This is a genomic window from Streptococcus mitis (assembly GCF_946190115.1).
Lineage (GTDB): Bacteria > Bacillota > Bacilli > Lactobacillales > Streptococcaceae > Streptococcus > Streptococcus mitis_CO.
On sequence record NZ_CAMHZG010000002.1, the window covers coordinates 61356 to 86812 of the forward strand.

The following is a 25457-nucleotide window of genomic DNA, read 5'->3' on the forward strand; positions in this document are numbered from 1 at the left end:
ATGAAAAAGAAATTGATTAGTTTAGCACTTGCAGGCGCTTTTTTAGGTTTGTCATGGTATGGAGATGTTCAAGCTCAAGAAAGTTCAGGAAATAAAATTCACTTTATAAATGTTCATGAAGGTGGCAGTGATGCGATTATTCTTGAAAGCAATGGACATTTTGCCATGGTGGATACAGGAGAAGATTATGATTTCCCAGATGGAAGTGATTCTCGTTATCCATGGAGAGAAGGAATTGAAACGTCTTATAAGCATGTTCTAACAGACCGTGTCTTTCGTCGTTTGAAGGAATTGGGTGTTCAAAAACTTGATTTTATTTTAGTAACCCATACTCACAGTGACCATATTGGAAATGTTGATGAATTACTGTCTACCTATCCTGTTGACCGAGTCTATCTTAAAAAATATAGTGATAATCGTATTACTAATTCTGAACGTTTATGGGATAATCTGTATGGCTATGATAAGGTTTTACAGACTGCCGCAGAAAAAGGTGTTTCAGTGATTCAAAACATCACACAAGGAGATGCTCATTTTCAGTTTGGGGACATGGATATTCAACTCTATAATTATGAAAATGAAACAGATTCATCAGGTGAATTAAAGAAAATTTGGGATGACAATTCCAATTCCTTGATTAGTGTAGTGAAAGTCAATGGCAAGAAAATTTACCTTGGGGGCGACTTAGATAATGTTCATGGAGCAGAAGACAAGTATGGTCCTCTTATTGGAAAAGTTGATTTGATGAAGTTTAATCATCACTATGATACTAATAAATCAAACACCAAGGATTTCATTAAAAATTTGAGTCCGAGTTTGATTGTTCAAACTTCAGATAGTCTACCTTGGAAAAATGGTGTCGATAGTGAGTATGTCAATTGGCTTAAAGAACGAGGAATTGAGAGAATTAACGCAGCCAGCAAAGACTATGATGCGACAGTTTTTGATATTAGACAAGACGGTTTAGTAAACATTTCAACTTCCTACAAGAAGATTCCAAGTTTTCAAGCTGGTTGGCATAAGAGTGCTTATGGAAACTGGTGGTATCAAGCACCTGATTCTACAGGAGAATATGCTGTCGGTTGGAATGAAATTAAGGGTGAATGGTATTACTTTAACCAAACGGGTATCTTATTACAGAATCAATGGAAAAAATGGAACAATCGTTGGTTCTATTTGACAGACTCTGGTGTTGCTGCTAAAAATTGGAAGAAAATTGATGGAATCTGGTATTATTTCAACAAAGAAAATCAGATGGAAATTGGTTGGGTAAATACTGGAAGTCAGAACTATTATTTATCAAACGATGGCTCTATGAAGACAGGTTGGCTTCAATATAAGGGGCAATGGTATTACTTTGCTCAATCAGGAGAAATGAAAACGGGCTGGGTAAAAGATAAAGAAACCTGGTACTATATGGATTCTACTGGTATCATGAAGACAGGTGAAATAGAAGTTGCAGGTCAACATTACTATATAGAAGAATCAGGAGCTATGAAGCAAGGCTGGCTTAAAAAGGCAAATGCTTGGTACTTCTACAAGACAGACGGTTCACGAGCTGTTGGTTGGATCAAGGACAAGGATAAATGGTACTTCTTGAAAGAAAATGGTCAATTACTTGTGAATGGTAAGACACCAGAAGGCTATACTGTTGACTCAAGTGGTGCCTGGTTAGTGGATGTTCCGATCGAGAAATCTGCTACAATTAGAACTACAAGTAATTCAGAAACAAAAGAATCGAATGAAGTAGTGAAAAAAGATCTTGAAAATCAAGAAACGAGTCAACATGAAAGTGTTCCAAGTTCTTCAACTAGTCAAGATTTGACTTCTTCAACTTCACAAAGCTCTGAAACGAGTGCAAACAAATCGGAATCAGCACAGTAGTAAAAAAGAAGGTTTTAGGGCCTTCTTTTTCCTATCAACTCTTTTCTATTTCCTGCTATTCATGTTATAATGGATAAATATGAAGAATCGGAGTGAGACTATGAAATACAAACGGATTGTCTTTAAGGTAGGGACTTCTTCTCTGACGAATGAGGATGGAAGTTTATCACGTAGTAAGGTAAAGGCTATTACCCAGCAGTTGGCTATGTTGCACGAGGATGGTCATGAATTGATTTTGGTGTCGTCAGGTGCCATTGCGGCTGGTTTTGGAGCCTTAGGATTTAAAAAACGTCCGACTAAGATTGCTGATAAACAGGCTTCAGCAGCGGTAGGGCAAGGCCTTTTGTTGGAAGAATACACGACCAATCTTCTCTTGCGCCAAATCGTTTCTGCACAAATCTTGCTGACCCAGGATGACTTTGTGGATAAGCGCCGTTATAAAAATGCCCATCAGGCTTTGTCAGTTCTACTTAGTCGTGGTGCAATTCCCATCATCAACGAGAATGATAGTGTCGTCATTGATGAGCTCAAGGTCGGGGACAATGACACTCTAAGTGCCCAAGTAGCGGCTATGGTCCAAGCAGACCTTTTGGTTCTCTTGACAGATGTGGACGGTCTCTATACAGGAAATCCTCATTCAGATCCAAGAGCCAAACGCTTGGAGAAAATCGAGACCATCAATCGTGAGATTATTGATATGGCCGGTGGAGCAGGTTCTTCAAACGGAACTGGGGGCATGTTAACCAAAATCAAAGCAGCGACTATTGCGACGGAATCAGGAGTTCCTGTTTATATCTGCTCATCTTTGAAGACAGATGCCATGATTGAAGCAGCTGAGGAGACCAAGGATGGTTCCTACTTTGTTGCTCAAGAGAAGGGACTTCGTACCCAGAAACAATGGCTGGCCTTTTATGCTCAGAGTCAAGGTTCTATTTGGGTTGATAAAGGGGCTGCTGAAGCTCTCTCTCAACATGGAAAGAGTCTTCTATTATCTGGTGTTGTTAATGCAGAAGGCGCCTTTTCTTACGGTGATATCGTGACAGTATTTGACAAGGAAAGTGGAAAATCACTTGGAAAAGGACGCGTGCAATTTGGAGCATCTGCTTTGGAGGATATGTTGCGTTCTAACAAAGCCAAGGGTGTCCTGATTCACCGTGATGACTGGATTTCCATTACTCCTGAAATCCAATTACTCTTTACAGAATTTTAGAGGTGAATTATGGTAAGTACACAAGAACAATTTGAACAGGTACAGGCTGTAAAAAAGTCGATCAATACAGCTAGTGAAGAAGTGAAAAACCAAGCCTTGCTAGCCATGGCTGATCACTTATTAGCAGCTACTGAGGAAATTTTAGCAGCCAATGCCCTTGATATGGAATCTGCTAAGGGTAAAATCTCAGATGTGATGCTGGATCGTCTTTATTTGGATGCAAGTCGTATAGAAGCGATGGCAACTGGTATTCGTGAAGTGGTTGCTTTACCAGATCCAATCGGTGAAGTTTTAGAAACCAATCATCTTGAAAATGGCTTGGTTATCACCAAGAAACGGGTGGCTATGGGGGTTATTGGTATTATCTACGAAAGTCGTCCAAATGTGACGTCTGATGCGGCTGCTTTGGCTCTCAAGAGTGGGAATGCGGTCGTTCTTCGTAGTGGGAAGGATGCCTATCAAACAGCTCATGCTATTGTCACGGCCTTGAAAAATGGCTTGGAGACGACTACCATTCATCCAGATGTGATTCAACTAGTTGAAGATACTAGCCGAGAAAGTAGCTATGCTATGATGAAGGCTAAAGGATATCTAGACCTTCTTATTCCTCGTGGAGGAGCTGGTTTGATCAATGCAGTTGTTGAAAATGCTATTGTACCTGTTATCGAGACCGGGACAGGGATTGTCCATGTTTATGTTGATAAGGATGCAGATGAAGACAAGGCTCTGTCTATCATCAATAATGCTAAAACAAGTCGTCCTTCTGTTTGTAATGCTATGGAGGTTCTACTTGTTCATGAAGACAAGGCAGCAATCTTCCTTCCTCGCTTGGAGCAAGTACTGGTTGCAGATCGAAAAGAAGCTGGTCTGGAACCAATTCAATTCCGCTTGGATGAGAAAGCAAGTCAGTTTGTTTCAGGTCAAGCAGCTGAGGCCCAAGACTTTGACACTGAGTTTTTAGACTATGTCCTAGCTGTTAAGGTTGTGAGCAGTTTAGAAGAAGCAGTTGAGCATATTGAAACCCACAGTACCCATCATTCGGATGCCATTGTGACGGAAAATGCTGAAGCTACAGCTTACTTTACAGATCAAGTGGATTCTGCAGCTGTCTATGTCAATGCCTCAACTCGTTTCACAGATGGAGGCCAATTTGGTCTTGGATGTGAAATGGGGATTTCAACTCAGAAACTGCATGCGCGTGGTCCAATGGGATTGAAAGAGTTGACTAGCTACAAGTATGTGGTTACTGGTGATGGGCAGATAAGGGAGTAAGAGATGAAGATTGGATTTATCGGTTTGGGGAATATGGGTGCTAGCTTGGCCAAGGCTGTTTTGCAGACCAAGACGGATGCTCAGATTCTCCTTGCCAATCGTAGCCAAGCCAAGGTGGATGCTTTTATTTCTGACTTTGGTGGTCAGGCTTCCAGCAATGACGAAATCTTTGCAGAAGCAGATGTGATTTTTCTAGGTGTTAAGCCTGCTCAGTTTTCTGAACTGCTTGCTCAATACCAGTCTATCCTTGAAAAAAGAGAAAGTCTTCTTTTGATTTCTATGGCAGCTGGATTGACCTTGGAAAAACTGGCCAGTCTTCTTCCAAGTCAGCACAGAATTATTCGTATGATGCCAAATACCCCTGCTTCTATTGGTCAAGGAGTGATTAGTTATGCCTTGTCTCCTAATTGCAGGGCTGAGGACAGTGAGCTATTTTGTCAGCTTTTAGACAAGGCTGGTCTCTTGGTTGAACTAGGAGAAAGCTTAATAGATGCAGCGACAGGTCTTGCAGGCTGTGGACCAGCCTTTGTCTATCTCTTTATTGAGGCCTTGGCAGATGCAGGTGTTCAGACAGGATTACCACGAGAAATAGCATTGAAAATGGCGGCTCAAACTGTGGTAGGAGCTGGTCAATTGGTCCTAGAAAGCCAAGAGCATCCTGGAGTATTGAAAGACCAAGTTTGTAGCCCAGGTGGTTCGACTATCGCTGGTGTAGCGAGCTTAGAAGTGCATGCTTTTCGAGGAACAGTTATGGATGCAGTTCATCAATCCTACAAACGAACACAAGAATTAGGTAAATAAGAGGTGGCTTTGTCTGCCTCTTTTATGGTGCTTGAAATGAGAAGATAAAAAGATTGTCACAAACCTCTATTTTTTTGATAGAATAGAAGTAGTAAAAAAGAAATGAGTTAGACATGTCAAAAGGATTTTTAGTCTCTCTTGAGGGACCAGAGGGAGCAGGCAAGACCAGTGTTTTAGAGGCTCTGCTACCAATTTTAGAGGAAAAAGGAGTAGAGGTGCTGACGACCCGTGAACCTGGCGGAGTCTTGATTGGGGAGAAGATTCGGGAAGTAATTTTGGATCCAAGTCACACGCAGATGGATGCGAAGACAGAGCTTTTGCTCTATATCGCCAGTCGCAGACAGCACTTGGTGGAAAAAGTTCTCCCTGCCCTTGAAGCTGGCAAGTTGGTTATTATGGACCGCTTCATCGATAGTTCCGTTGCCTATCAGGGATTTGGTCGTGGCTTGGATATTGACGCCATTGACTGGCTTAACCAGTTTGCGACAGATGGCCTCAAACCCGATTTGACACTCTATTTTGACATTGAGGTGGAAGAGGGACTGGCTCGAATTGCTGCTAATAGCAATCGTGAGGTCAATCGTTTGGACTTGGAAGGGTTGGACTTGCATAAAAAAGTCCGTCAAGGTTACCTTTCTCTTTTGGATAAAGAAGGAAGTCGTATTGTTAAGATTGATGCCAGTCTTCCTTTGGAGCAAGTTGTGGAAACTACCAAGGCTGTCTTGTTTGATAGAATGGGATTATCTAAATGACACAAGATCAACTAAAGGATTGGCAGCCAGCTCAGTTTGACCGCTTTGTCCGTATTCTAGAACAAGACCAGCTCAATCACGCCTACCTCTTTTCAGGTTTCTTTGGAAGTTTGGAAATGGCGCAATTTTTGGCTAAGAGCCTCTTTTGTACGGATAAAGTAGGCGTTTTACCATGTGAGAAATGCCGAAATTGTAAGCTAATTGAACAGGGAGAATTTCCCGATGTCACCTTGATTAAGCCAGTCAATCAGGTCATCAAGACAGAACGTATTCGTGAATTGGTGGGACAATTTTCTCAAGCAGGGATTGAAAGTCAGCAACAGGTCTTTATTATCGAGCAAGCTGAGAAAATGCATCCCAACGCAGCTAATTCTCTGCTCAAGGTTATCGAAGAACCCCAGAGTGAGGTTTATATTTTCTTCTTGACCAGCGATGAGGAAAAGATGTTACCGACCATCCGTAGTCGAACCCAGATTTTCCATTTTAAAAAGCAAGAAGAAAAACTCATCTTGCTCTTAGAACAAATGGGACTGGTTAAGAAAAAAGCAACTCTTTTAGCCCAGTTTAGTCAATCGCGAGCTGAAGCAGAAAAGTTGGCAAATCAGGCAAGTTTTTGGACCTTAGTCGATGAAAGTGAACGCCTGCTGACTGGGTTATTAGCTAAGAAAAAAGAAAGTTATCTGCAAGTTGCTAAATTAGCCAACTTGGCAGATGACAAGGAAAAACAGGATCAGGTCTTGCGAATCCTTGAAGTCCTCTGTGGGCAGGACCTTCTGCAAGTAAGAGTAAGGGTGATTCTACAAGATTTGTTAGAAGCTAGAAAAATGTGGCAAGCTAATGTCAGCTTTCAAAATGCCATGGAATATCTGGTTTTGAAAGAAATGTAAATTCAAAAATGAACGATAAAGAAAGGAAAGAGCTGGTTTATGGACAAAAAAGAATTATTTGACGCGCTGGATGATTTTTCCCAACAGTTATTGGTGACCTTGGCCGATGTGGAAGCCATCAAGAAAAATCTCAAGAGCCTGGTAGAGGAAAATACAGCTCTTCGTTTGGAAAATAGTAAGTTGCGCGAACGCTTGGGTGAGGTGGAAGCAGACGCCCCTGTCAAGGCTAAGCATGTTCGTGAAAGTGTCCGTCGAATTTATAAAGATGGTTTTCACGTATGTAATGATTTTTATGGACAACGTCGAGAACAGGACGAAGAATGTATGTTCTGTGACGAGTTGCTATACAGGGAGTAAGCATGCAGATTCAAAAAAGTTTTAAGGGGCAGTCTCCCTATGGCAAGCTGTATCTAGTGGCAACGCCGATTGGTAATTTAGATGATATGACCTTTCGTGCTATCCAGACCTTGAAAGAAGTGGATTGGATTGCTGCTGAGGACACGCGTAATACAGGTCTTTTGCTCAAGCATTTTGATATTTCGACCAAGCAGATTAGTTTTCATGAGCACAATGCCAAGGAAAAAATTCCTGATTTGATTGGTTTCTTGAAAGCAGGGCAAAGTATTGCTCAGGTCTCCGATGCAGGTCTGCCTAGCATCTCAGACCCTGGTCATGATTTAGTCAAGGCAGCGATTGAGGAAGAGATTGCAGTTGTCACAGTTCCAGGTGCCTCTGCAGGAATTTCTGCCTTGATTGCCAGTGGTTTAGCACCGCAACCACATATCTTTTACGGTTTTTTACCGAGAAAATCAGGCCAGCAAAAGCAATTTTTTGACTCGAAAAAAGACTATCCTGAAACACAAATTTTCTATGAATCACCTCATCGTGTGGCAGATACATTGGAAAATATGCTAGAAGTCTACGGTGACCGCTCGGTAGTCTTGGTCAGAGAATTGACCAAGATTTATGAAGAATACCAACGAGGAAAGATCTCTGAATTGCTGGAAAACATCGCTGAAACACCGCTCAAGGGTGAGTGTCTACTCATTGTTGAAGGTGCCAGCCAAGATGTGGAGGAAAAAGACGAGGAGGACTTGTTTTCAGAAATCCAAGCACGCATCCAGCAAGGCATGAAGAAAAACCAAGCTATTAAGGAAGTTGCTAAGATTTACCAGTGGAATAAAAGTCAGCTCTACGCTGCCTACCATGACTGGGAAGAAAATGACTAAACAGGGAAGTTTGCCTTCTTCCCTTTTTTTGTTATACTAGTAGAAGAAAAAATTAGAAAGATTTGTGGGAGTGAAAAAGTCTGGGGGACTTTTTCAGCCTGAGCCTAGAAACTCGAAAGCGAAGTAAGTCCTGTGGACTTTTTCAGCCTGAGCCAAGAAATTCGAAAACTCTTAAGTCCGATTGGCTTTTTCAATGTGAAACTTGTCTTCACACTCCCAAAGAGGTATTAGTGTCGTGTCTCAATCTTATATCAATGTTATCGGTGCTGGTTTGGCAGGTTCTGAAGCAGCCTACCAAATCGCAGAGCGTGGTATTCCAGTTAAACTTTATGAAATGCGTGGTGTCAAGTCAACACCCCAGCACAAAACAGACAATTTTGCAGAGTTAGTTTGTTCCAATTCTCTTCGTGGAGATGCTCTGACAAATGCAGTTGGTCTTCTCAAGGAAGAAATGCGTCGCTTGGGTTCTGTTATCTTAGAATCTGCTGAAGCAACCCGTGTTCCTGCAGGTGGTGCCCTTGCGGTGGACCGTGATGGATTCTCCCATATGGTGACTGAGAAAGTTGCTAACCACCCCTTGATTGAAGTGGTTCGTGATGAAATTACAGAATTGCCGACAGATGTTATTACGGTTGTGGCGACTGGTCCTTTGACCAGTGATGCTCTTGCTGAAAAGATTCATGCCCTTAATGACGGCGATGGCTTCTATTTCTACGATGCGGCAGCGCCTATTATCGATGTCAATACTATTGATATGAGCAAGGTCTATCTCAAGTCTCGTTATGATAAGGGAGAAGCGGCCTACCTCAATGCCCCTATGACCAAGCAAGAGTTTATGGATTTCCATGAAGCTTTGGTCAATGCAGAAGAAGCACCGCTTAATTCTTTTGAAAAAGAAAAGTATTTTGAAGGATGCATGCCGATTGAAGTCATGGCCAAACGTGGCATTAAAACCATGCTTTATGGACCTATGAAACCAGTGGGTCTTGAGTATCCAGACGACTACACAGGACCTCGTGATGGAGAATTTAAAACACCTTATGCGGTGGTTCAACTTCGTCAGGACAATGCGGCTGGTAGCCTCTACAATATCGTCGGTTTCCAGACCCACCTAAAATGGGGAGAACAAAAACGTGTTTTCCAAATGATTCCAGGTCTTGAAAATGCTGAGTTTGTTCGTTATGGTGTCATGCACCGCAATTCTTATATGGATTCACCAAATCTTCTTGAGCAGACTTACCGTTCTAAGAAACAACCAAATCTCTTCTTTGCTGGTCAGATGACGGGTGTAGAGGGTTATGTTGAATCAGCGGCGTCAGGCTTAGTTGCGGGAATTAACGCGGCTCGTCTTTTCAAGGGAGAAAGCCAGGCTATTTTCCCAGAAACAACAGCGATTGGAAGTCTGGCTCATTACATCACCCATGCCGACAGCAAACATTTCCAACCAATGAATGTCAATTTCGGTATTATCAAGGAGTTGGAAGGCGAGCGTATCCGTGATAAGAAGGCTCGTTATGAAAAAATTGCTGAGCGTGCTCTTAGCGACTTAGAGGAATTTTTAACAGTCTAATTTTTTTGAAAGAATTGCTCATGATACTATAAAAATCTTAGAAATTGTGATAAAATAGGTAGGATAAAAGAAGGAGAGTGAAAATGGCGAATCCCAAGTATAAACGTATTTTAATCAAGTTATCAGGTGAAGCCCTTGCCGGTGAACGTGGCGTAGGGATTGATATCCAAACAGTTCAAACAATCGCAAAAGAGATTCAAGAAGTTCATAGCTTAGGTATCGAAATTGCCCTTGTTATTGGTGGAGGAAATCTCTGGCGTGGTGAACCTGCTGCAGAAGCAGGAATGGACCGCGTTCAGGCAGATTACACAGGAATGCTTGGGACTGTTATGAATGCTCTTGTGATGGCAGATTCATTGCAACAAGTTGGGGTTGATACACGTGTGCAAACAGCTATTGCCATGCAACAAGTGGCAGAGCCTTATGTCCGTGGACGTGCCCTTCGTCACCTTGAAAAAGGTCGTATCGTTATCTTTGGTGCCGGAATTGGTTCACCTTACTTCTCAACAGATACAACAGCGGCCCTTCGTGCAGCGGAGATCGAAGCGGATGCTATCCTTATGGCTAAAAATGGCGTAGATGGTGTTTACAATGCCGATCCTAAGAAAGACAAGACAGCCGTTAAGTTTGAAGAATTGACTCACCGTGATGTTATCAACAAAGGTCTTCGTATCATGGACTCAACAGCTTCAACCCTCTCAATGGATAATGACATTGACTTGGTTGTCTTCAACATGAACCAACCAGGCAACATCAAACGTGTTGTATTTGGAGAAAATATCGGAACAACAGTTTCAAATAATATCGAAGAAAAGGAATAAGAAAGATTATGGCTAACGCAATTATTGAAAAAGCTAAAGAGAGAATGACCCAGTCTCACCAGTCACTTGCTCGTGAATTTGGTGGTATCCGTGCTGGCCGTGCCAATGCAAGCTTGCTTGACCGTGTACATGTAGAATACTATGGAGTAGAAACTCCTCTTAACCAAATCGCTTCAATTACGATTCCAGAAGCGCGTGTTTTGTTGGTCACACCATTTGACAAGTCTTCATTGAAAGATATCGAACGTGCCTTGAACGCTTCTGATCTTGGTATCACACCAGCTAACGACGGTTCTGTGATTCGCTTGGTTATCCCAGCTCTAACAGAAGAAACTCGTCGTGACCTTGCTAAAGAAGTGAAGAAGGTCGGCGAAAATGCTAAAGTGGCTGTCCGCAATATCCGTCGCGATGCTATGGACGAAGCTAAGAAACAAGAAAAAGCAAAAGAAATCACTGAAGACGAATTGAAGACTCTTGAAAAAGACATTCAAAAAGTAACAGACGATGCTGTTAAACACATCGACGACATGACTGCCAACAAAGAGAAAGAACTTTTGGAAGTCTAAAAATAAACAGAAAAACTCAGTTGGCATTGCTGGCTGAGTTTTATTCGAAAGAAGGAAATATGAATACAAATCTTGCAAGTTTTATCGTTGGACTGATCATCGATGAAAACGACCGTTTTTACTTTGTGCAAAAGGATGGTCAAACCTATGCTCTTGCTAAGGAAGAAGGTCAACATACAGTAGGAGATACGGTCAAAGGTTTTGCCTATATGGATATGAAGCAAAAACTCCGATTGACAACTCTAGAAGTGACTGCCACTCAGGACCAATTTGGTTGGGGCCGTGTCACAGAGGTTCGTAAGGACTTGGGTGTCTTTGTGGATACAGGCCTTCCTGACAAGGAAATCGTTGTGTCACTCGATATTCTCCCTGAGCTCAAGGAACTCTGGCCTAAGAAGGGCGACCAACTCTACATCCGTCTTGAAGTGGACAAGAAAGACCGCATCTGGGGACTCTTGGCCTATCAAGAAGACTTCCAACGTCTGGCTCGTCCTGCCTACAACAACATGCAGAATCAAAACTGGCCAGCCATTGTTTACCGCCTCAAGCTGTCAGGAACTTTTGTTTACCTGCCAGAGAATAACATGCTTGGCTTTATCCATCCTAGCGAGCGTTACGCAGAGCCACATTTGGGGCAAGTATTAGATGCGCGTGTTATTGGTTTCCGTGAAGTGGACCGTACCTTGAACCTTTCCCTTAAACCACGTTCTTTTGAGATGTTGGAAAATGATGCCCAGATGATTTTGACCTATTTGGAAAGCAATGGCGGTTTCATGACCTTAAATGATAAGTCATCTCCAGACGACATCAAAGCAACCTTTGGTATCTCTAAAGGTCAGTTCAAGAAAGCACTTGGAGGCTTGATGAAGGCTGGTAAAATCAAGCAAGACCAGTTTGGGACAGAGTTGATTTAGGTCTTATAGACATGATAAAGAAATTTGAAGAAATGAGTTTAGAGGAACTCTGGCAACTTTTTCCTATTTTTCTAGTAGAGCACAAGTCAGAGTGGAAAGACTGGTATGAATTGGAGAAAACAAGTCTGAAAAAAATATTGGGTGCAAATGTTATTAAAAGAATAGAACATATCGGTAGCACTGCTATCCCTAATATTTGGGCCAAAAATATCGTTGATATTCTGTTAGAAGTAGGTAGAATAGAGGATTTAGCAAGAGTTAGGGATTTATTGGTGAAGAATGGGTGGCTAGTGATGTCGGAGAGTCCTAACAGGATTTCGCTAAATAAAGGATATACAGAGCAGGGATTTGCTGAGAAAGTTTTTCATTTACATTTGCGAATGACGGGAGATCATAACGAGATTTATTTTAGAGATTATCTCTGCCAGCATCCAGATATCGCCCAAGCGTATCAGGAATTAAAACTCAGTTTGTGGAAACAATTTGAACACAATCGAGACGCCTATACAGATGCGAAAACGGATTTTATAAACCACTATGTGTCAGAGGCTAAGTCCAGTAATTTTTAAAAATCAGAAAAGTTTCATCAAAAAAAGTCTTGATAGGAGAAAGAATTGAGAAAATCATTTTACACTTGGCTCATGACCGAGCGCAACCCTAAAAGTAATAGTCCCAAAGCTATCTTGGCAGACCTCGCTTTTGAAGAGTCAGCCTTTCCAAAACACACAGATGATTTTGATGAGGTGAGTCGCTTTCTGGAAGAACATGCCAGTTTCTCTTTTAACCTAGGAGACTTTGACGTTATCTGGCAAGAATACTTAGAACACTAGCATGATTCACTGGGTTTGGGCTAGTAATTTCTCCACCCCTTTGCTATAATAAAAAGAAATAAAAGGATTAGAGAGGTTCTTTATTTGAAGGAACATTCAATAGACATTCAACTGAGTCATCCAGATGACCTGTTTCATCTTTTTGGTTCCAATGAGCGCCATCTTCGTTTGATGGAAGAAGAGCTTGATGTGGTGATTCATGCTCGTACGGAGATTGTCCAGGTTTTGGGAGAAGAGACTGCCTGTGAGGAAGCTCGTCAGGTTATCCAAGCCTTGATGGTTTTGGTGAATCGTGGGATGACGGTTGGGACGCCAGATGTGGTGACTGCAATTAGCATGGTCAAAAACGATGAAATCGACAAGTTTGTCGCCCTTTACGAAGAAGAAATTATCAAGGACAATACCGGGAAGCCTATCCGTGTCAAAACACTGGGTCAAAAACTTTATGTGGACAGTGTTAAACAGCATGATGTGACCTTTGGAATTGGGCCTGCAGGGACAGGGAAGACCTTTCTTGCAGTGACCTTGGCAGTGACAGCCCTTAAACGTGGGCAAGTCAAACGAATTATCCTGACACGCCCAGCGGTGGAAGCAGGAGAGAGTCTAGGTTTTCTTCCGGGTGATCTTAAAGAGAAGGTAGATCCTTACCTTCGACCTGTTTATGATGCCTTGTATCAGATTCTGGGAAAAGACCAGACGACTCGTCTCATGGAGCGTGAAATTATCGAGATTGCACCTCTTGCCTACATGCGTGGACGGACCTTGGATGATGCCTTTGTCATTCTCGATGAGGCGCAAAATACGACTATCATGCAGATGAAGATGTTTTTGACGCGTTTAGGTTTTAATTCTAAGATGATTGTCAATGGAGATATCAGTCAGATTGACCTTCCACGTAACGTCAAGTCTGGTCTGATTGATGCTCAAGAAAAACTCAAGAACATCCATCAGATTGACTTTGTTCATTTTTCAGCTAAGGATGTGGTTCGCCATCCAGTTGTCGCTCAGATTATCCGAGCTTATGAACCAGCTCCAGTTAAAAAAGAAGAGAGTGAAGAATTAGATCCTCAACCTCTATCTGAGGGATAGTTCTTTTGTACTTAAAGTTATCTCAATGCTAAATCTATAGTTGATTGAAGTTAGAATAGTACGTCGTGACTGCTAAAACATTTCTAGAAATTAATTTGACTTTCCTAATCGATTTGTTCATATTTTATTTCAATCTACTATAAATTTGCTTTTTAAATATTTCATTCAATATCCTTATCTTAGTTAGAAACTTTTCAAGTGGAGGAAACGTATGGAATCAATTTTTGTAAAACTTGCCCAGTATCCCATAGTCGAGACAGAGCGTTTATTGCTTAGACCTGTAACTTTGGACGATGCGGAAGCAATGTTTGACTATGCCTCGGACAAGGATAATACACGTTACACTTTTCCAACCAATCAAAGCTTGGAAGAAACCAAGAATAACATTGCTCAGTTCTACTTGGCCAATCCCTTGGGACGCTGGGGAGTAGAGCTAAAAAGCAATGGCAAATTTATTGGAACCATTGACTTGCACAAGATTGATTCTGCTCTTAAGAAGGCAGCTATTGGCTACATTATCAATAAAAAGTATTGGAATCAAGGATTAACGACAGAAGCCAATCGTGCCGTAATTAAGCTAGTTTTTGAGAAAATCGGAATGAATAAGTTAGTTGCTTTACACGATAAGGCTAATCCTGCATCTGGAAAGGTCATGGAGAAATCAGGCATGCGTTTTTCCCACGAAGAAGCTTATGCTTGTATGGACCAGCATGAAGAAGGCCGAATCGTGACAAGAGTTCACTATGTCTTGACCAAGGAAGACTATTTTGCAAATAAATAAGCAGTTGAAAAGAAATTTTTAACTGTTTTTTCTTTCTCTTACGAATAATTTAAGAGAGGAGAAAATATGGAAGCAATTATCGAGAAAATTAAAGAGTATAAAATCATTGTCATCTGTACTGGTCTGGGCTTGGTTGTAGGCGGATTTTTCCTGCTAAAACCAGCTCCAGAAACACCTGTCAAGGAAACGAATTTGCAGGCAGAAGTTGCAGCTGTTTCCAAGGATTTATCGACCGAAAAGGATGTGAAGAAGGAAGAAAAGGAAGAACCTGTTGAACAAGATCTAATCACAGTAGATGTCAAAGGTGCTGTCAAATCGCCAGGGATTTATGATTTGCCTGTAGGTAGTCGAGTTAATGACGCTGTTCAGAAGGCTGGTGGCTTGACAGAGCAAGCAGACAGCAAGTCGCTCAATCTAGCTCAGAAAGTTAGTGATGAAGCTCTGGTTTACGTTCCAACTAAGGGAGAAGAAGTAGCTAATCAACAGACTACTTCGGGGACAGCTTCTTCAACAAGCAAGGAAAAGAAGGTCAATCTCAACAAGGCCAGCCTGGAAGAGCTTAAACAGGTCAAGGGTCTGGGAGGAAAACGAGCCCAGGATATTATCGACCATCGTGAGGCAAATGGCAAGTTCAAGTCAGTAGACGAGCTCAAAAAGGTCTCTGGCATTGGTGCCAAGACCATAGAAAAGTTAAAAGACTATGTTACAGTGGATTAAGAATTTCCCTATTCCCCTAATCTATTTGAGTTTTCTATTGCTCTGGCTTTATTACGCTATTTTCTCAGCGTCCTATCTAGCGCTGTTGGGTTTCGTTTTTCTGCTAGTCTGTCTCTTTATCCAATTTCCTTGGAAATTAGCAAGTAAAATTCTAGTGATTTGTGGAATCTTTGGTTTCTGGTTTCTGTTTCAAAATTGGCAACGGAGTCAAGCGAGTCAAAATTTGGCTGTTTCTGTTGAAAGGGTACGGATTTTGCCCGACACTATTAAGGTTAATGGTGATAGTCTATCCTTTCGTGGAAAGTCTGATGGGCGCATTTTTCAAGTATATTATAAACTCCAGTCCGAGGAGGAGAAAGAAGCCTTTCAAGATTTAACAGCCCTTCATGATTTGAAACTAGAAGGAAAACTTTTAGAGCCAGAAGGGCAGAGAAATTTTGGTGGCTTTGACTACCAAGCTTATCTGAAGACTCAGGGAATTTACCAGACTCTCAATATCAAAAAAATCCAGTCACTTCAAAAGGTTGGCAGTTGGGATATAGGAGAAAATCTATCCAGTTTACGCCGAAAGGCTGTGGTTTGGATTAAGGCACATTTTCCAGACCCTATGCGCAATTACATGACGGGGCTCTTATTAGGGCATCTGGACACAGATTTTGAGGAGATGAATGAGCTTTATTCTAGTTTAGGAATTATCCACCTCTTTGCCTTGTCGGGTATGCAGGTAGGCTTTTTCATGGATGGATTTAAGAAACTTCTCTTGCGATTGGGCTTGACCCAAGAAAAGTTGAAATGGCTGACTTATCCCTTTTCCCTTATCTATGCAGGGCTAACAGGATTTTCAGCCTCGGTCATTCGCAGTCTTTTGCAAAAGTTGCTGGCTCAACATGGTGTTAAGGGCTTGGACAATTTTGCCTTGACAGTCCTTGTCCTCTTTATCGTCATGCCCAACTTTTTCCTGACTGCAGGAGGAGTTTTGTCCTGCGCTTATGCTTTTATCTTGACCATGACCGGCAAAGAAGAGGGGGGGCTTAAGGTTATTGCAAGAGAAAGTCTGGTTATTTCTTTGGGAATATTACCCATTCTATCCTTCTATTTTGCGGAATTTCAGCCTTGGTCCATCCTTTTGACCTTTGTCTTTTCCTTTCTTTTCGACTTGGTCTTCTTACCGCTCTTGTCTATCTTATTTGCCCTTTCCTTTCTCTATCCAGGCATTCAGCTGAATTTTATGTTTGAATGGTTGGAGGGGATGATTCGCTTTGTATCACAGGTGGCAAGTAGGCCTCTGGTCTTTGGACAACCCAATGCATGGCTTTTAATCTTATTGTTAATTTCCTTGGCTTTAGTTTATGATTTGAGGAAAAACATTAAAAGGCTAGCAGTGTTGAGCTTATTGATTACAGGTCTCTTTTTCTTGACCAAGCATCCACTGGAAAATGAAATTACCATGCTGGATGTTGGGCAAGGGGAAAGTATTTTCCTACGGGATGTAACTGGGAAAACCATTCTCATAGATGTAGGCGGCAAGGAAGAATCTGATAAGAAAATCGAAAAATGGCAAGAAAAGGCGACGACCAGTAATGCTAAGCGAACCTTGATTCCTTATCTAAAAAGTAGAGGAGTAGCCAAGATTGACCAGCTGATTTTGACAAATACGGACAAGGAACATGTCGGAGATTTGTTAGAGGTGACCAAGGCTTTCCATGTAGGGGAGATCTTAGTGTCAAAAGGCAGTCTAAAACAGAAGGAATTTGTAGCAGAACTACAGACGACTCAAACCAAGGTGCGTAGTTTGGCAGAAGGGGAAAATGTGCCAATTTTTGGAAGTCAGCTAGAAGTCCTATCACCAAGGAAAATTGGAGATGGAGGTCATGAAGATTCTCTGGTTCTGTATGGAAAACTCTTGGATAAAAACTTTCTTTTCACAGGAAATTTGGAGGAGAAAGGAGAGAGGGACTTGCTGAGGCAATATCCTGACCTAGAGGTGGGGGTCTTGAAAGCTGGTCAACATGGCTCTAAAAAATCATCAAGTTCAGCCTTTTTAGAACAGCTCAAACCAGAGATGACTCTCATTTCAGTTGGAAAGAACAATCGAACGAAACTCTCCCATCAGGAAACCTTGACACGACTGGAAGGTATCAATAGCAAAGTATATCGAACTGACCAGCATGGAGCTATACGCTTTAAGGGGTGGAAAAATTGGAAAATCGAAAGTGTTCGATAGGAAGGATAAATACTATATATTAGTAAAATAAACTAAAAATCTGTTGCATAATAATGATAAAAACGATATAATGAAAGCGTATTCAATATTAATGATATAAAACTATTAAAAATTAGTAAAAATCGTTTAATTAGTTAGTTTATGATCTATTTGTCTTTTTCAGTCCAGTATATCTGCTGTGATAGTGACTAAAAGTTATAGGTATGATTGGAATACCTACTATAAGTATAGTATGAATTGCTAGAGATATAACTATATTAATCCCCTGTTATGGTATCGTTATGACAGCTATTCTGAATATAAAATTGGTTCTGGTTGGAATTACAATCGTTATGAGGTAATAAACTACTCCAGCGGATGCTATTAATCCTTAAAGAGTGATAAAAAGGAGGGCTAGATATGTTGCATCTTACTCATGTGACCTTAAAAACGCGACAAGTCATCTTACAAGATGTTGATTTTACATTTGAAAAGGGTAGGATTTATGGTATTCTTGCTATAAATGGCTCTGGAAAGACGACACTATTCCGCGCCATTAGCAATTTAATTCCTATAAGTAGCGGAAATATTGCAGCCCCTCCTTCTTTATTTTATTATGAAAGCGTTGAATGGCTGGATGGAAACTTAAGTGGGATGGACTACCTTCGTCTTATCAAAAACATCTGGAAGTCAGGTCTGAACTTGGGGGATGAAATTGCCTATTGGGAAATGTCGGACTATGTCAGACTTCCCATTCGCAAGTATTCCTTAGGCATGAAGCAACGCTTGGTGATTGCCATGTATTTCCTTAGTCAGGCGAAATGCTGGCTCATGGATGAGATTACAAATGGCTTAGATGAGTATTATCGTCAGAAGTTTTTTGATAGGCTAGCACAAATCGATAGACAAGAACAGCTGGTTCTTTTAAGTTCCCACTATAAGGAAGAGTTGCTTGATGTCTGCGATAGAGTAGTAACCATTCATCAGGGGCAAATAGAAGAGGTTTAGTTTATGAAAGATGTTAGTCTATTTTTATTAAAAAAAATTTTCAAAAGTCGCTTAAACTGGATTATCTTAGCTTTATTTGTATCTGGACTCGGTGTTACCTTTTATTTTAATAGTCAGACTGCAAACTCCGTCAGCTTGGAGAGCGAGTTGGAAACCCGTCTTGTAAAAGATGAGAGAGTCATCAATGAATATGAAGAGGAACTCTCCCAAATTTCTGATACCAACTCGGAGGAATACCAGATTGCTAAAATTAATTTAGAATCGCAAAAAAATCTTTTGACTCAAAAGAAAGAAATTCTGGATTTGTTAAAAGAAGGACGCTGGAAAGAAGCCTACTATTTGCAGTGGCAAGATGAAGAGAAGAATTATGAAATGATATCAAATAACCCGACTATTAGCTCTGACTTTAAAATGGCGGTTGACCGCCAACGAAAGATTTACCAAGCCCTGTATCCCTTGAACATAAAAGCACATACTTTGGAGTTTCCGACCCACGGGATTGATCAGATTGTCTGGATTTTAGAGGCTATCATCCCAAGCTTGTTTGTGATTGCGATTATTTTTATGCTAACGCAACTATTTGCAGAAAGATATCAAAATCATCTGGACACTGCTCAATTATATCCTTTTTCAAAAGTGACATTTGCCATGTCCTCTCTTGGAGTTGGAGTGGGCTATGTAAGTGTGCTGTTTATCGGAATCAGCGGATTTTCTTTTCTAGTGGGAAGTCTGATAAGTGGTTTTGGACAGTTAGATTATCCCTACCCGATTTATAGCTTAGTGAATCAAGAGGTAACTATTGGAAAGATACAGGATGTGTTATTTCCTGGCTTGTTATTAGCTTTCTTAGCCTTTATCGTCATTGTGGAAGTAGTGTACTTGATTGCTTACTTTTTCAAGCAAAAAATGCCTGTCCTTTTTCTTTCACTCATTGGGATTGTTGGCTTATTGTTTGGCATCCAAATGATTCAGCCTCTTCAAAGGATTGCACATCTGATTCCCTTTACTTACTTGCGTTCAGTGGAGATTTTGTCTGGAAGATTACCTAAGCAAATTGATAATGTCAATCTGAATTGGAGCATGGGGATGATTTTACTTCCTTGCCTGATCATCCTTTTGTTAGTGGGGATTCTATTTATCGAAAGATGGGGAAGTTCACGTAAAAAGGAATTTTTTAATAGATCTTAGCTTTCCTATAGGGAAAATAAGTAAAAACTAACATAGAGAGGGAATCAACTTGATTCTCTCTTTTTGATTCGAAAACCAAGCCAAAATACAAACACAAACTTTTCAAAAAAATAACTTTTTATCTTGACAAGGGCTAGAAAACTTGGTATCATATAAAAGTTGAGAAAAGCAGAAGTGAGAGCTTCTCGCCTTGTGACATTAAGTTGCCTGGCCCTACGGATGAAAAGTTTCTAAGAAACGCTATCATAACGTGCGGGCTTGTATATTTACGAGTCCGCTATTGTTTTTCTCTAATAAAACAAAAGAGGTGAAAACCATAGCAAAGCAAGACTTATTCATCAATGATGAGATTCGTGTACGTGAAGTTCGCTTGATTGGTCTTGAAGGAGAACAGCTAGGCATCAAGCCACTCAGTGAAGCGCAAGCTTTGGCTGATAATGCTAATGTTGACCTAGTATTGATTCAACCCCAAGCCAAACCGCCTGTTGCAAAAATTATGGACTACGGTAAGTTCAAATTTGAGTACCAGAAGAAGCAAAAAGAACAACGTAAAAAACAAAGTGTTGTTACTGTGAAAGAAGTTCGTCTAAGTCCAACTATTGACAAGGGTGACTTTGATACAAAACTTCGCAATGCACGCAAATTCCTTGAAAAAGGAAATAAAGTTAAGGTATCTATTCGCTTTAAGGGTCGTATGATTACCCATAAAGAGATTGGTGCAAAAGTTTTAGCCGAGTTTGCTGAAGCAACTCAAGATATTGCCATCATCGAACAACGTGCTAAAATGGATGGACGTCAAATGTTCATGCAATTGGCGCCAGCGACTGACAAAAAATAATTGTCAGAAAGTTAAATAAAGGAGAAAAAATCATGCCAAAACAAAAAACACACCGCGCATCAGCTAAACGTTTCAAACGTACAGGTTCTGGTGGACTTAAACGTTTCCGTGCTTACACTTCTCACCGTTTCCACGGAAAAACTAAAAAACAACGTCGTCATCTTCGTAAAGCATCTATGGTGCATTCAGGAGATTACAAACGTATCAAAGCAATGCTTACTCGCTTGAAATAATAGCCTAACAGTAAGTAAACAATTCTAGGAAATATTTGGAGGAAATAAAACATGGCACGTGTTAAAGGTGGCGTTGTATCACGCAAACGTCGTAAACGTATTCTTAAATTAGCAAAAGGTTACTATGGAGCTAAACACATCTTGTTCCGTACTGCAAAAGAACAAGTAATGAACTCTTACTACTATGCATACCGTGACCGTCGTCAGAAAAAACGTGACTTCCGCAAATTGTGGATCACTCGTATCAATGCGGCAGCTCGTATGAACGGACTTTCATACTCACAATTGATGCATGGTTTGAAATTGGCTGAGATCGAAGTTAACCGTAAAATGCTTGCTGACTTGGCTGTTAACGATGCAGCAGCTTTCACAGCTCTTGCAGATGCAGCTAAAGCAAAACTTGGTAAATAATAACTGATAAGACTGGAACAGGATTGTCCCAGTCTTTTTAAAAATAAAGGAGAAAAATATGGCTTCAAAAATGCTACATACTTGCTTGCGAGTAGAAAATCTTGAAAAATCAATTGCATTTTATCAAGATGCTTTTGGTTTTAAAGAATTGCGTCGCAGAGATTTTCCAGACCATGCCTTCACGATTGTCTATCTAGGACTTGAGGGTGACGACTATGAGTTGGAGTTGACTTATAACTATAATCACGGCCCTTATGTGGTTGGAGATGGCTTTGCCCATATTGCCCTCAGTACACCTGATCTTGAGGCACTTCATCAAGAGCATAGTGCAAAAGGATATGAAGTGACTGAGCCAAATGGTCTACCAGGAACTGCACCTAACTATTACTTTGTCAAAGACCCTGATGGCTACAAGGTCGAAGTCATTCGTGAAAAATAATCTCGTCAAGTCAAGTAGAATGTTCGTTTTCTACTTGACTTTTTTTAGCTGAAAGAGTATACTAGTAAAAATTTAACCTTTAAGGGGAGTCCAGAGAGACTCACAAGGTGTCAGATAAAAGAATAGTGCAATTTTTTAGAGGAGACTTTTTGAGTGTGCTCTCTTGTCTTGTACGATTTTAACTGAGGCCTTGCAATCGCAAGGCCTTTTCTTTATCTGGTCCCCTTAAAATTTAAGGAGGAAAAGTCATGAATCCCACATGTAAGAAACGTTTGGGTGCTATTCGCTTGGAAACCATGAAGGTGGTTGCACAGGAGGAAATTGCGCCAGCAATCTTTGAATTAGTCCTAGAGGGGGAAATGGTTGAAGCCATGCGAGCAGGCCAATTTCTTCATCTGCGTGTGCCTGATGACGCCCATCTTTTGCGTCGCCCTATTTCAATTTCGTCTATCGATAAGTTTAAGAAGCAGTGTCATCTCATTTATCGGATTGAGGGAGCTGGGACAGCTATTTTCTCAACCTTAAGTCAGGGAGATACTCTTGATGTGATGGGGCCTCAGGGGAATGGTTTTGACTTGTCTGACCTTGATGAGCAGAGCCAGGTTCTCCTTGTTGGTGGTGGGATTGGTGTTCCGCCCTTGCTTGAAGTGGCCAAGGAATTGCATGCGCGTGGTGTGAAAGTAGTGACTGTCCTCGGTTTTGCGAACAAGGATGCTGTTATTTTAGAGACGGAATTGGCCCAATATGGTCAAGTCTTTGTAACGACAGATGATGGTTCTTATGGTATCAAGGGAAATGTTTCCGTTGTTATTAAGGATTTAGACAATCAATTTGATGCTGTTTACTCATGTGGGGCGCCTGGAATGATGAAGTATATCAATCAAACCTTTTATGACCACCCAAGAGCCTATCTATCTCTGGAATCTCGTATGGCTTGTGGGATGGGAGCTTGCTACGCTTGTGTCCTAAAAGTACCAGAAAGCGAGACGGTCAGCCAACGCGTCTGTGAAGATGGGCCTGTTTTCCGAACAGGAACAGTTGTATTATAAGGAGAAAATCATGACTAGAAATCGTTTACAAGTTTCTCTACCAGGCTTGGATTTGAAAAATCCGATTATTCCAGCATCAGGCTGTTTTGGTTTTGGACAAGAGTATGCCAAGTACTATGATTTAGACCTTTTAGGTTCTATTATGATCAAGGCGACAACCCTTGAAGCCCGTTTTGGCAATCCAACTCCTAGAGTTGCTGAGACACCTGCTGGCATGCTCAATGCAATTGGCTTACAAAATCCTGGTTTGGAAGTTGTTTTGGCTGAAAAGTTACCTTGGCTGGAAAGAGAATATCCAAATCTTCCTATTATTGCCAATGTAGCTGGTTTTTCAAAACAAGAGTATGCAGCTGTTTCTAGTGGTATTTCTAAGGCAGCTAATGTGAAGGCTATTGAGCTCAATATTTCTTGCCCCAATGTAGATCACTGTAATCACGGACTTTTGATAGGTCAAGATCCTGATCTGGCTTATGATGTGGTGAAAGCAGCTGTGGAAGCCTCTGATGTACCAGTTTATGTCAAACTAACCCCTAGTGTGACAGATATTGTCACCGTCGCAAAAGCAGCAGAAGATGCGGGAGCAAGTGGATTAACCATGATCAATACTCTGGTTGGAATGCGTTTTGACCTCAAAACCAGAAAACCAATCTTGGCCAATGGAACAGGTGGAATGTCTGGTCCAGCAGTATTTCCAGTAGCCCTCAAACTCATTCGCCAAGTAGCCCAAACAACAGACCTGCCTATCATTGGAATGGGGGGAGTGGATTCGGCTGAAACTGCACTAGAAATGTATCTGGCGGGAGCATCTGCTATTGGAGTTGGAACAGCCAACTTTACCAATCCATATGCCTGTCCTGATATCATCGAAAATTTACCAAAAGTCATGGACAAATACGGCATCAGCAGTCTAGAAAATCTCCGCAAGGAAGTAAAAGAGTCTCTGAGGTAAACTGCAATCAATCTGTTCTTGATTTTTTATCAGTTTGTAATGTTTATTATAGAGAATTTTGATACAATAAAATAGAAAGAACAGAGGAAGAAAGTTTATGAAGAAATTGAGATTTGTTTTTTTAGCTCTGCTATTTTTCTTAGCCAGACCAGAGAGTGCAATGGCTAGTGATGGTACTTGGCAAGGAAAACAATACCTGAAAGCAGATGGCAGTCAAGCAGCCAATGAGTGGGTTTTTGATGCTCATTATCAATCTTGGTTTTATATAAAAGCAGATGCCAACTATGCTGAAAATGAATGGATGAAACAAGGTGACGACTATTTTTATCTCAAATCTGGTGGCTATATGGCAAAATCAGAATGGGTAGAAGACAAGGGAGCCTTTTATTATCTTGACCAAAATGGTAAAATGAAGAGAAATGCCTGGGTAGGTGCTTCCTATGTTGGTGCAACAGGTGCCAAGGTAATAGAAGATTGGGTCTATGATTCTCAATACGACGCTTGGTTTTATATAAAAGCAGATGGACAGCACGCAGAGAAAGAATGGCTCCAAATTAAAGGGAAGGACTATTATTTTAAATCTGGTGGTTATCTACTGACAAGTCAGTGGATTGACCAGGCTTATGTGAATGCTAGTGGTGCCAAAGTACAGCAAGGTTGGCTTTTTGACAAACAATACCAATCTTGGTTTTATATCAAAGAAAATGGAAAACATGCTGAGAAAGAATGGATTTTCGAAAATGGTCACTATTATTATCTAAAATCCGGTGGCTATATGGCAGCCAATGAATGGATTTGGGATAAGGAGTCATGGTTTTACCTCAAATCTGATGGGAAAATGACTGAGAAAGAATGGTTATACGATTCTAAAAGTCAAGCCTGGTACTACTTCAAATCTGGTGGCTACATGGCGAAAAATGAGACTGTAGATGGTTATCAGCTTGGAAGCGACGGTAAATGGCTTGGAGAAAAAGCTACAAATGAAAATGCTGCTTATTATCAAGTAGTACCTGTCACAGCAAATGTTTATAATGCAGATGGTGAAAAGCTCTCCTATATATCGCAAGGTAGTGTTGTTTGGCTAGATAAGGATAGAAAAAGTGATGAAAAGCACTTGGCTATTACTATTTCTGGTTTGTCAGGCTATATGAAAACAGAAGATTTACAAGCACTAGATGCTAGTAAGGATTTTATCCCTTATTATGAGAGTGATGGACATCGTTTTTATCACTATGTGTCTCAGAATGCTAGTATCCCAGTAGCTTCTCATCTTTCTGATATGGAAGTAGGCAAGAAATATTATTCGGCAGATGGACTGCATTTTGAAGGTTTTAACCTTGAAAATCCCTTCCTTTTTAAAGATTTGACAGAGGCTACAAACTATAGTGCTGAAGACTTGGATAAGGTATTTAGTCTGCTAAATATTAATAATAGCCTCTTGGAGAACAAGGGAGCAACCTTTAAGGAAGCCGAAGAACATTACCATATCAATGCCCTCTACCTCCTTGCCCATAGTGCCTTAGAAAGTGACTGGGGAAGAAGTAAGATTGCCAAAGATAAGAATAATTTCTTTGGAATTACAGCCTATGATACAACCCCTTACCTTTCTGCCAAGACATTTGATGATGTGGATAAGGGAATTTTAGGTGCAACCAAATGGATTAAGGAAAATTATATCGATAGGGGCAGAACTTTCCTTGGAAACAAGGCATCTGGTATGAATGTGGAATATGCTTCAGACCCTTATTGGGGCGAAAAAATTGCTAGTGTGATGATGAAAATCAATGAGAAACTAGGTGGCAAAGATTAGTCCTAT

General features: G+C 40.9%; 27 protein-coding genes and 1 other annotated feature. All 27 genes read left to right on the top strand.

The features are described from left to right. The 27 genes from cbpE (at window position 1) to N8L90_RS01410 (ending at window position 25451) form a co-directional block, all read left to right on the top strand. Window positions 1-1884, top strand: coding sequence for a phosphorylcholine esterase CbpE (gene cbpE / locus N8L90_RS01280; protein ID WP_261023875.1), 1884 nt, complete (start codon window positions 1-3; stop codon window positions 1882-1884). Between the two features lie 100 nt (window positions 1885-1984). Further along, window positions 1985-3094 carry a glutamate 5-kinase gene (gene proB / locus N8L90_RS01285; RefSeq protein ID WP_228111179.1) on the top strand — a complete coding sequence of 370 codons (1110 nt, stop codon included), beginning with the start codon at window positions 1985-1987 and terminating at the stop codon, window positions 3092-3094. A gap of 9 nt (window positions 3095-3103) precedes the next feature. Continuing rightward, window positions 3104-4366 carry a glutamate-5-semialdehyde dehydrogenase gene (locus tag N8L90_RS01290; protein ID WP_153193250.1) on the top strand — a complete coding sequence of 421 codons (1263 nt, stop codon included), beginning with the start codon at window positions 3104-3106 and terminating at the stop codon, window positions 4364-4366. 3 nt (window positions 4367-4369) lie between these two features. Further along, the gene (proC, locus tag N8L90_RS01295) at window positions 4370-5167 is read left to right on the top strand and encodes a pyrroline-5-carboxylate reductase (protein ID WP_261023876.1); all 798 of its coding nucleotides are present in this window, start codon (window positions 4370-4372) and stop codon (window positions 5165-5167) included. A gap of 113 nt (window positions 5168-5280) precedes the next feature. Further along, entirely contained in the window at window positions 5281-5919 is a 639-nt protein-coding gene (tmk, locus tag N8L90_RS01300) for a dTMP kinase (protein ID WP_261023877.1), read from the top strand. Further along, window positions 5916-6806: a DNA polymerase III subunit delta' gene (locus tag N8L90_RS01305; protein ID WP_261023878.1), complete on the top strand. Its 891-nt coding sequence runs from the start codon at window positions 5916-5918 to the stop codon at window positions 6804-6806. Before tmk ends, N8L90_RS01305 begins: the two co-directional genes overlap by 4 nt. A 39-nt stretch (window positions 6807-6845) precedes the next feature. Continuing rightward, window positions 6846-7163: a DNA replication initiation control protein YabA gene (gene yabA / locus N8L90_RS01310; protein ID WP_000358227.1), complete on the top strand. Its 318-nt coding sequence runs from the start codon at window positions 6846-6848 to the stop codon at window positions 7161-7163. 2 nt (window positions 7164-7165) lie between these two features. Next, on the top strand, window positions 7166-8035 hold the full coding sequence (gene rsmI, locus N8L90_RS01315) for a 16S rRNA (cytidine(1402)-2'-O)-methyltransferase (RefSeq protein ID WP_033679932.1): 870 nt from the start codon (window positions 7166-7168) through the stop codon (window positions 8033-8035). Between the two features lie 235 nt (window positions 8036-8270). Further along, window positions 8271-9605: a methylenetetrahydrofolate--tRNA-(uracil(54)-C(5))-methyltransferase (FADH(2)-oxidizing) TrmFO gene (gene trmFO, locus N8L90_RS01320; RefSeq protein WP_033676838.1), complete on the top strand. Its 1335-nt coding sequence runs from the start codon at window positions 8271-8273 to the stop codon at window positions 9603-9605. Between the two features lie 83 nt (window positions 9606-9688). Continuing rightward, complete coding sequence (gene pyrH / locus N8L90_RS01325) at window positions 9689-10426, top strand: UMP kinase (protein WP_000002996.1); 738 nt, start codon at window positions 9689-9691, stop codon at window positions 10424-10426. A gap of 8 nt (window positions 10427-10434) precedes the next feature. Then, entirely contained in the window at window positions 10435-10992 is a 558-nt protein-coding gene (gene frr / locus N8L90_RS01330) for a ribosome recycling factor (protein WP_001262225.1), read from the top strand. Window positions 10993-11051: 59 nt separating this feature from the next. Beyond that, complete coding sequence (gene cvfB / locus N8L90_RS01335; RefSeq protein ID WP_261023879.1) at window positions 11052-11906, top strand: RNA-binding virulence regulatory protein CvfB; 855 nt, start codon at window positions 11052-11054, stop codon at window positions 11904-11906. A gap of 11 nt (window positions 11907-11917) precedes the next feature. Continuing rightward, the gene (locus N8L90_RS01340; RefSeq protein ID WP_060805337.1) at window positions 11918-12475 is read left to right on the top strand and encodes a GrpB family protein; all 558 of its coding nucleotides are present in this window, start codon (window positions 11918-11920) and stop codon (window positions 12473-12475) included. Window positions 12476-12520: 45 nt separating this feature from the next. Then, window positions 12521-12736, top strand: coding sequence for a YozE family protein (locus N8L90_RS01345; protein WP_049488667.1), 216 nt, complete (start codon window positions 12521-12523; stop codon window positions 12734-12736). Between the two features lie 84 nt (window positions 12737-12820). Further along, a complete protein-coding gene (locus tag N8L90_RS01350) occupies window positions 12821-13825 on the top strand; it encodes a PhoH family protein (RefSeq protein ID WP_050252902.1) in 1005 nt (334 codons plus the stop codon). Window positions 13826-14036: 211 nt separating this feature from the next. Beyond that, complete coding sequence (locus N8L90_RS01355; RefSeq protein WP_261023880.1) at window positions 14037-14606, top strand: GNAT family N-acetyltransferase; 570 nt, start codon at window positions 14037-14039, stop codon at window positions 14604-14606. Window positions 14607-14672: 66 nt separating this feature from the next. Next, on the top strand, window positions 14673-15323 hold the full coding sequence (locus N8L90_RS01360; RefSeq protein ID WP_261023881.1) for a helix-hairpin-helix domain-containing protein: 651 nt from the start codon (window positions 14673-14675) through the stop codon (window positions 15321-15323). Then, complete coding sequence (locus tag N8L90_RS01365) at window positions 15307-17547, top strand: DNA internalization-related competence protein ComEC/Rec2 (RefSeq protein ID WP_261023882.1); 2241 nt, start codon at window positions 15307-15309, stop codon at window positions 17545-17547. Before N8L90_RS01360 ends, N8L90_RS01365 begins: the two co-directional genes overlap by 17 nt. A gap of 399 nt (window positions 17548-17946) precedes the next feature. After that, window positions 17947-18534: an ABC transporter ATP-binding protein gene (locus tag N8L90_RS01370; RefSeq protein ID WP_261023883.1), complete on the top strand. Its 588-nt coding sequence runs from the start codon at window positions 17947-17949 to the stop codon at window positions 18532-18534. Window positions 18535-18537: 3 nt separating this feature from the next. Further along, on the top strand, window positions 18538-19722 hold the full coding sequence (locus tag N8L90_RS01375) for a hypothetical protein (RefSeq protein WP_261023884.1): 1185 nt from the start codon (window positions 18538-18540) through the stop codon (window positions 19720-19722). 160 nt (window positions 19723-19882) lie between these two features. After that, window positions 19883-20014 (top strand) — a sequence feature (ribosomal protein L20 leader region). A 15-nt stretch (window positions 20015-20029) separates the two neighbouring features. Beyond that, on the top strand, window positions 20030-20560 hold the full coding sequence (gene infC, locus N8L90_RS01380; protein WP_000848180.1) for a translation initiation factor IF-3: 531 nt from the start codon (window positions 20030-20032) through the stop codon (window positions 20558-20560). A 32-nt stretch (window positions 20561-20592) separates the two neighbouring features. Continuing rightward, complete coding sequence (rpmI, locus tag N8L90_RS01385; protein ID WP_001125943.1) at window positions 20593-20793, top strand: 50S ribosomal protein L35; 201 nt, start codon at window positions 20593-20595, stop codon at window positions 20791-20793. A gap of 51 nt (window positions 20794-20844) precedes the next feature. After that, window positions 20845-21204: a 50S ribosomal protein L20 gene (gene rplT, locus N8L90_RS01390; RefSeq protein WP_000124834.1), complete on the top strand. Its 360-nt coding sequence runs from the start codon at window positions 20845-20847 to the stop codon at window positions 21202-21204. 58 nt (window positions 21205-21262) lie between these two features. After that, on the top strand, window positions 21263-21643 hold the full coding sequence (gloA, locus tag N8L90_RS01395) for a lactoylglutathione lyase (protein WP_219966553.1): 381 nt from the start codon (window positions 21263-21265) through the stop codon (window positions 21641-21643). 248 nt (window positions 21644-21891) lie between these two features. Next, on the top strand, window positions 21892-22692 hold the full coding sequence (locus N8L90_RS01400) for a dihydroorotate dehydrogenase electron transfer subunit (protein WP_125452192.1): 801 nt from the start codon (window positions 21892-21894) through the stop codon (window positions 22690-22692). Continuing rightward, complete coding sequence (locus N8L90_RS01405; RefSeq protein ID WP_261023885.1) at window positions 22655-23641, top strand: dihydroorotate dehydrogenase; 987 nt, start codon at window positions 22655-22657, stop codon at window positions 23639-23641. The genes N8L90_RS01400 and N8L90_RS01405 overlap by 38 nt, the downstream gene beginning before the upstream one ends. 97 nt (window positions 23642-23738) lie before the next feature. Next, window positions 23739-25451, top strand: a complete 1713-nt coding sequence (locus N8L90_RS01410) for a glucosaminidase domain-containing protein (protein ID WP_261023886.1) — start codon at window positions 23739-23741, stop codon at window positions 25449-25451. Window positions 25452-25457 lie beyond the last annotated feature (6 nt).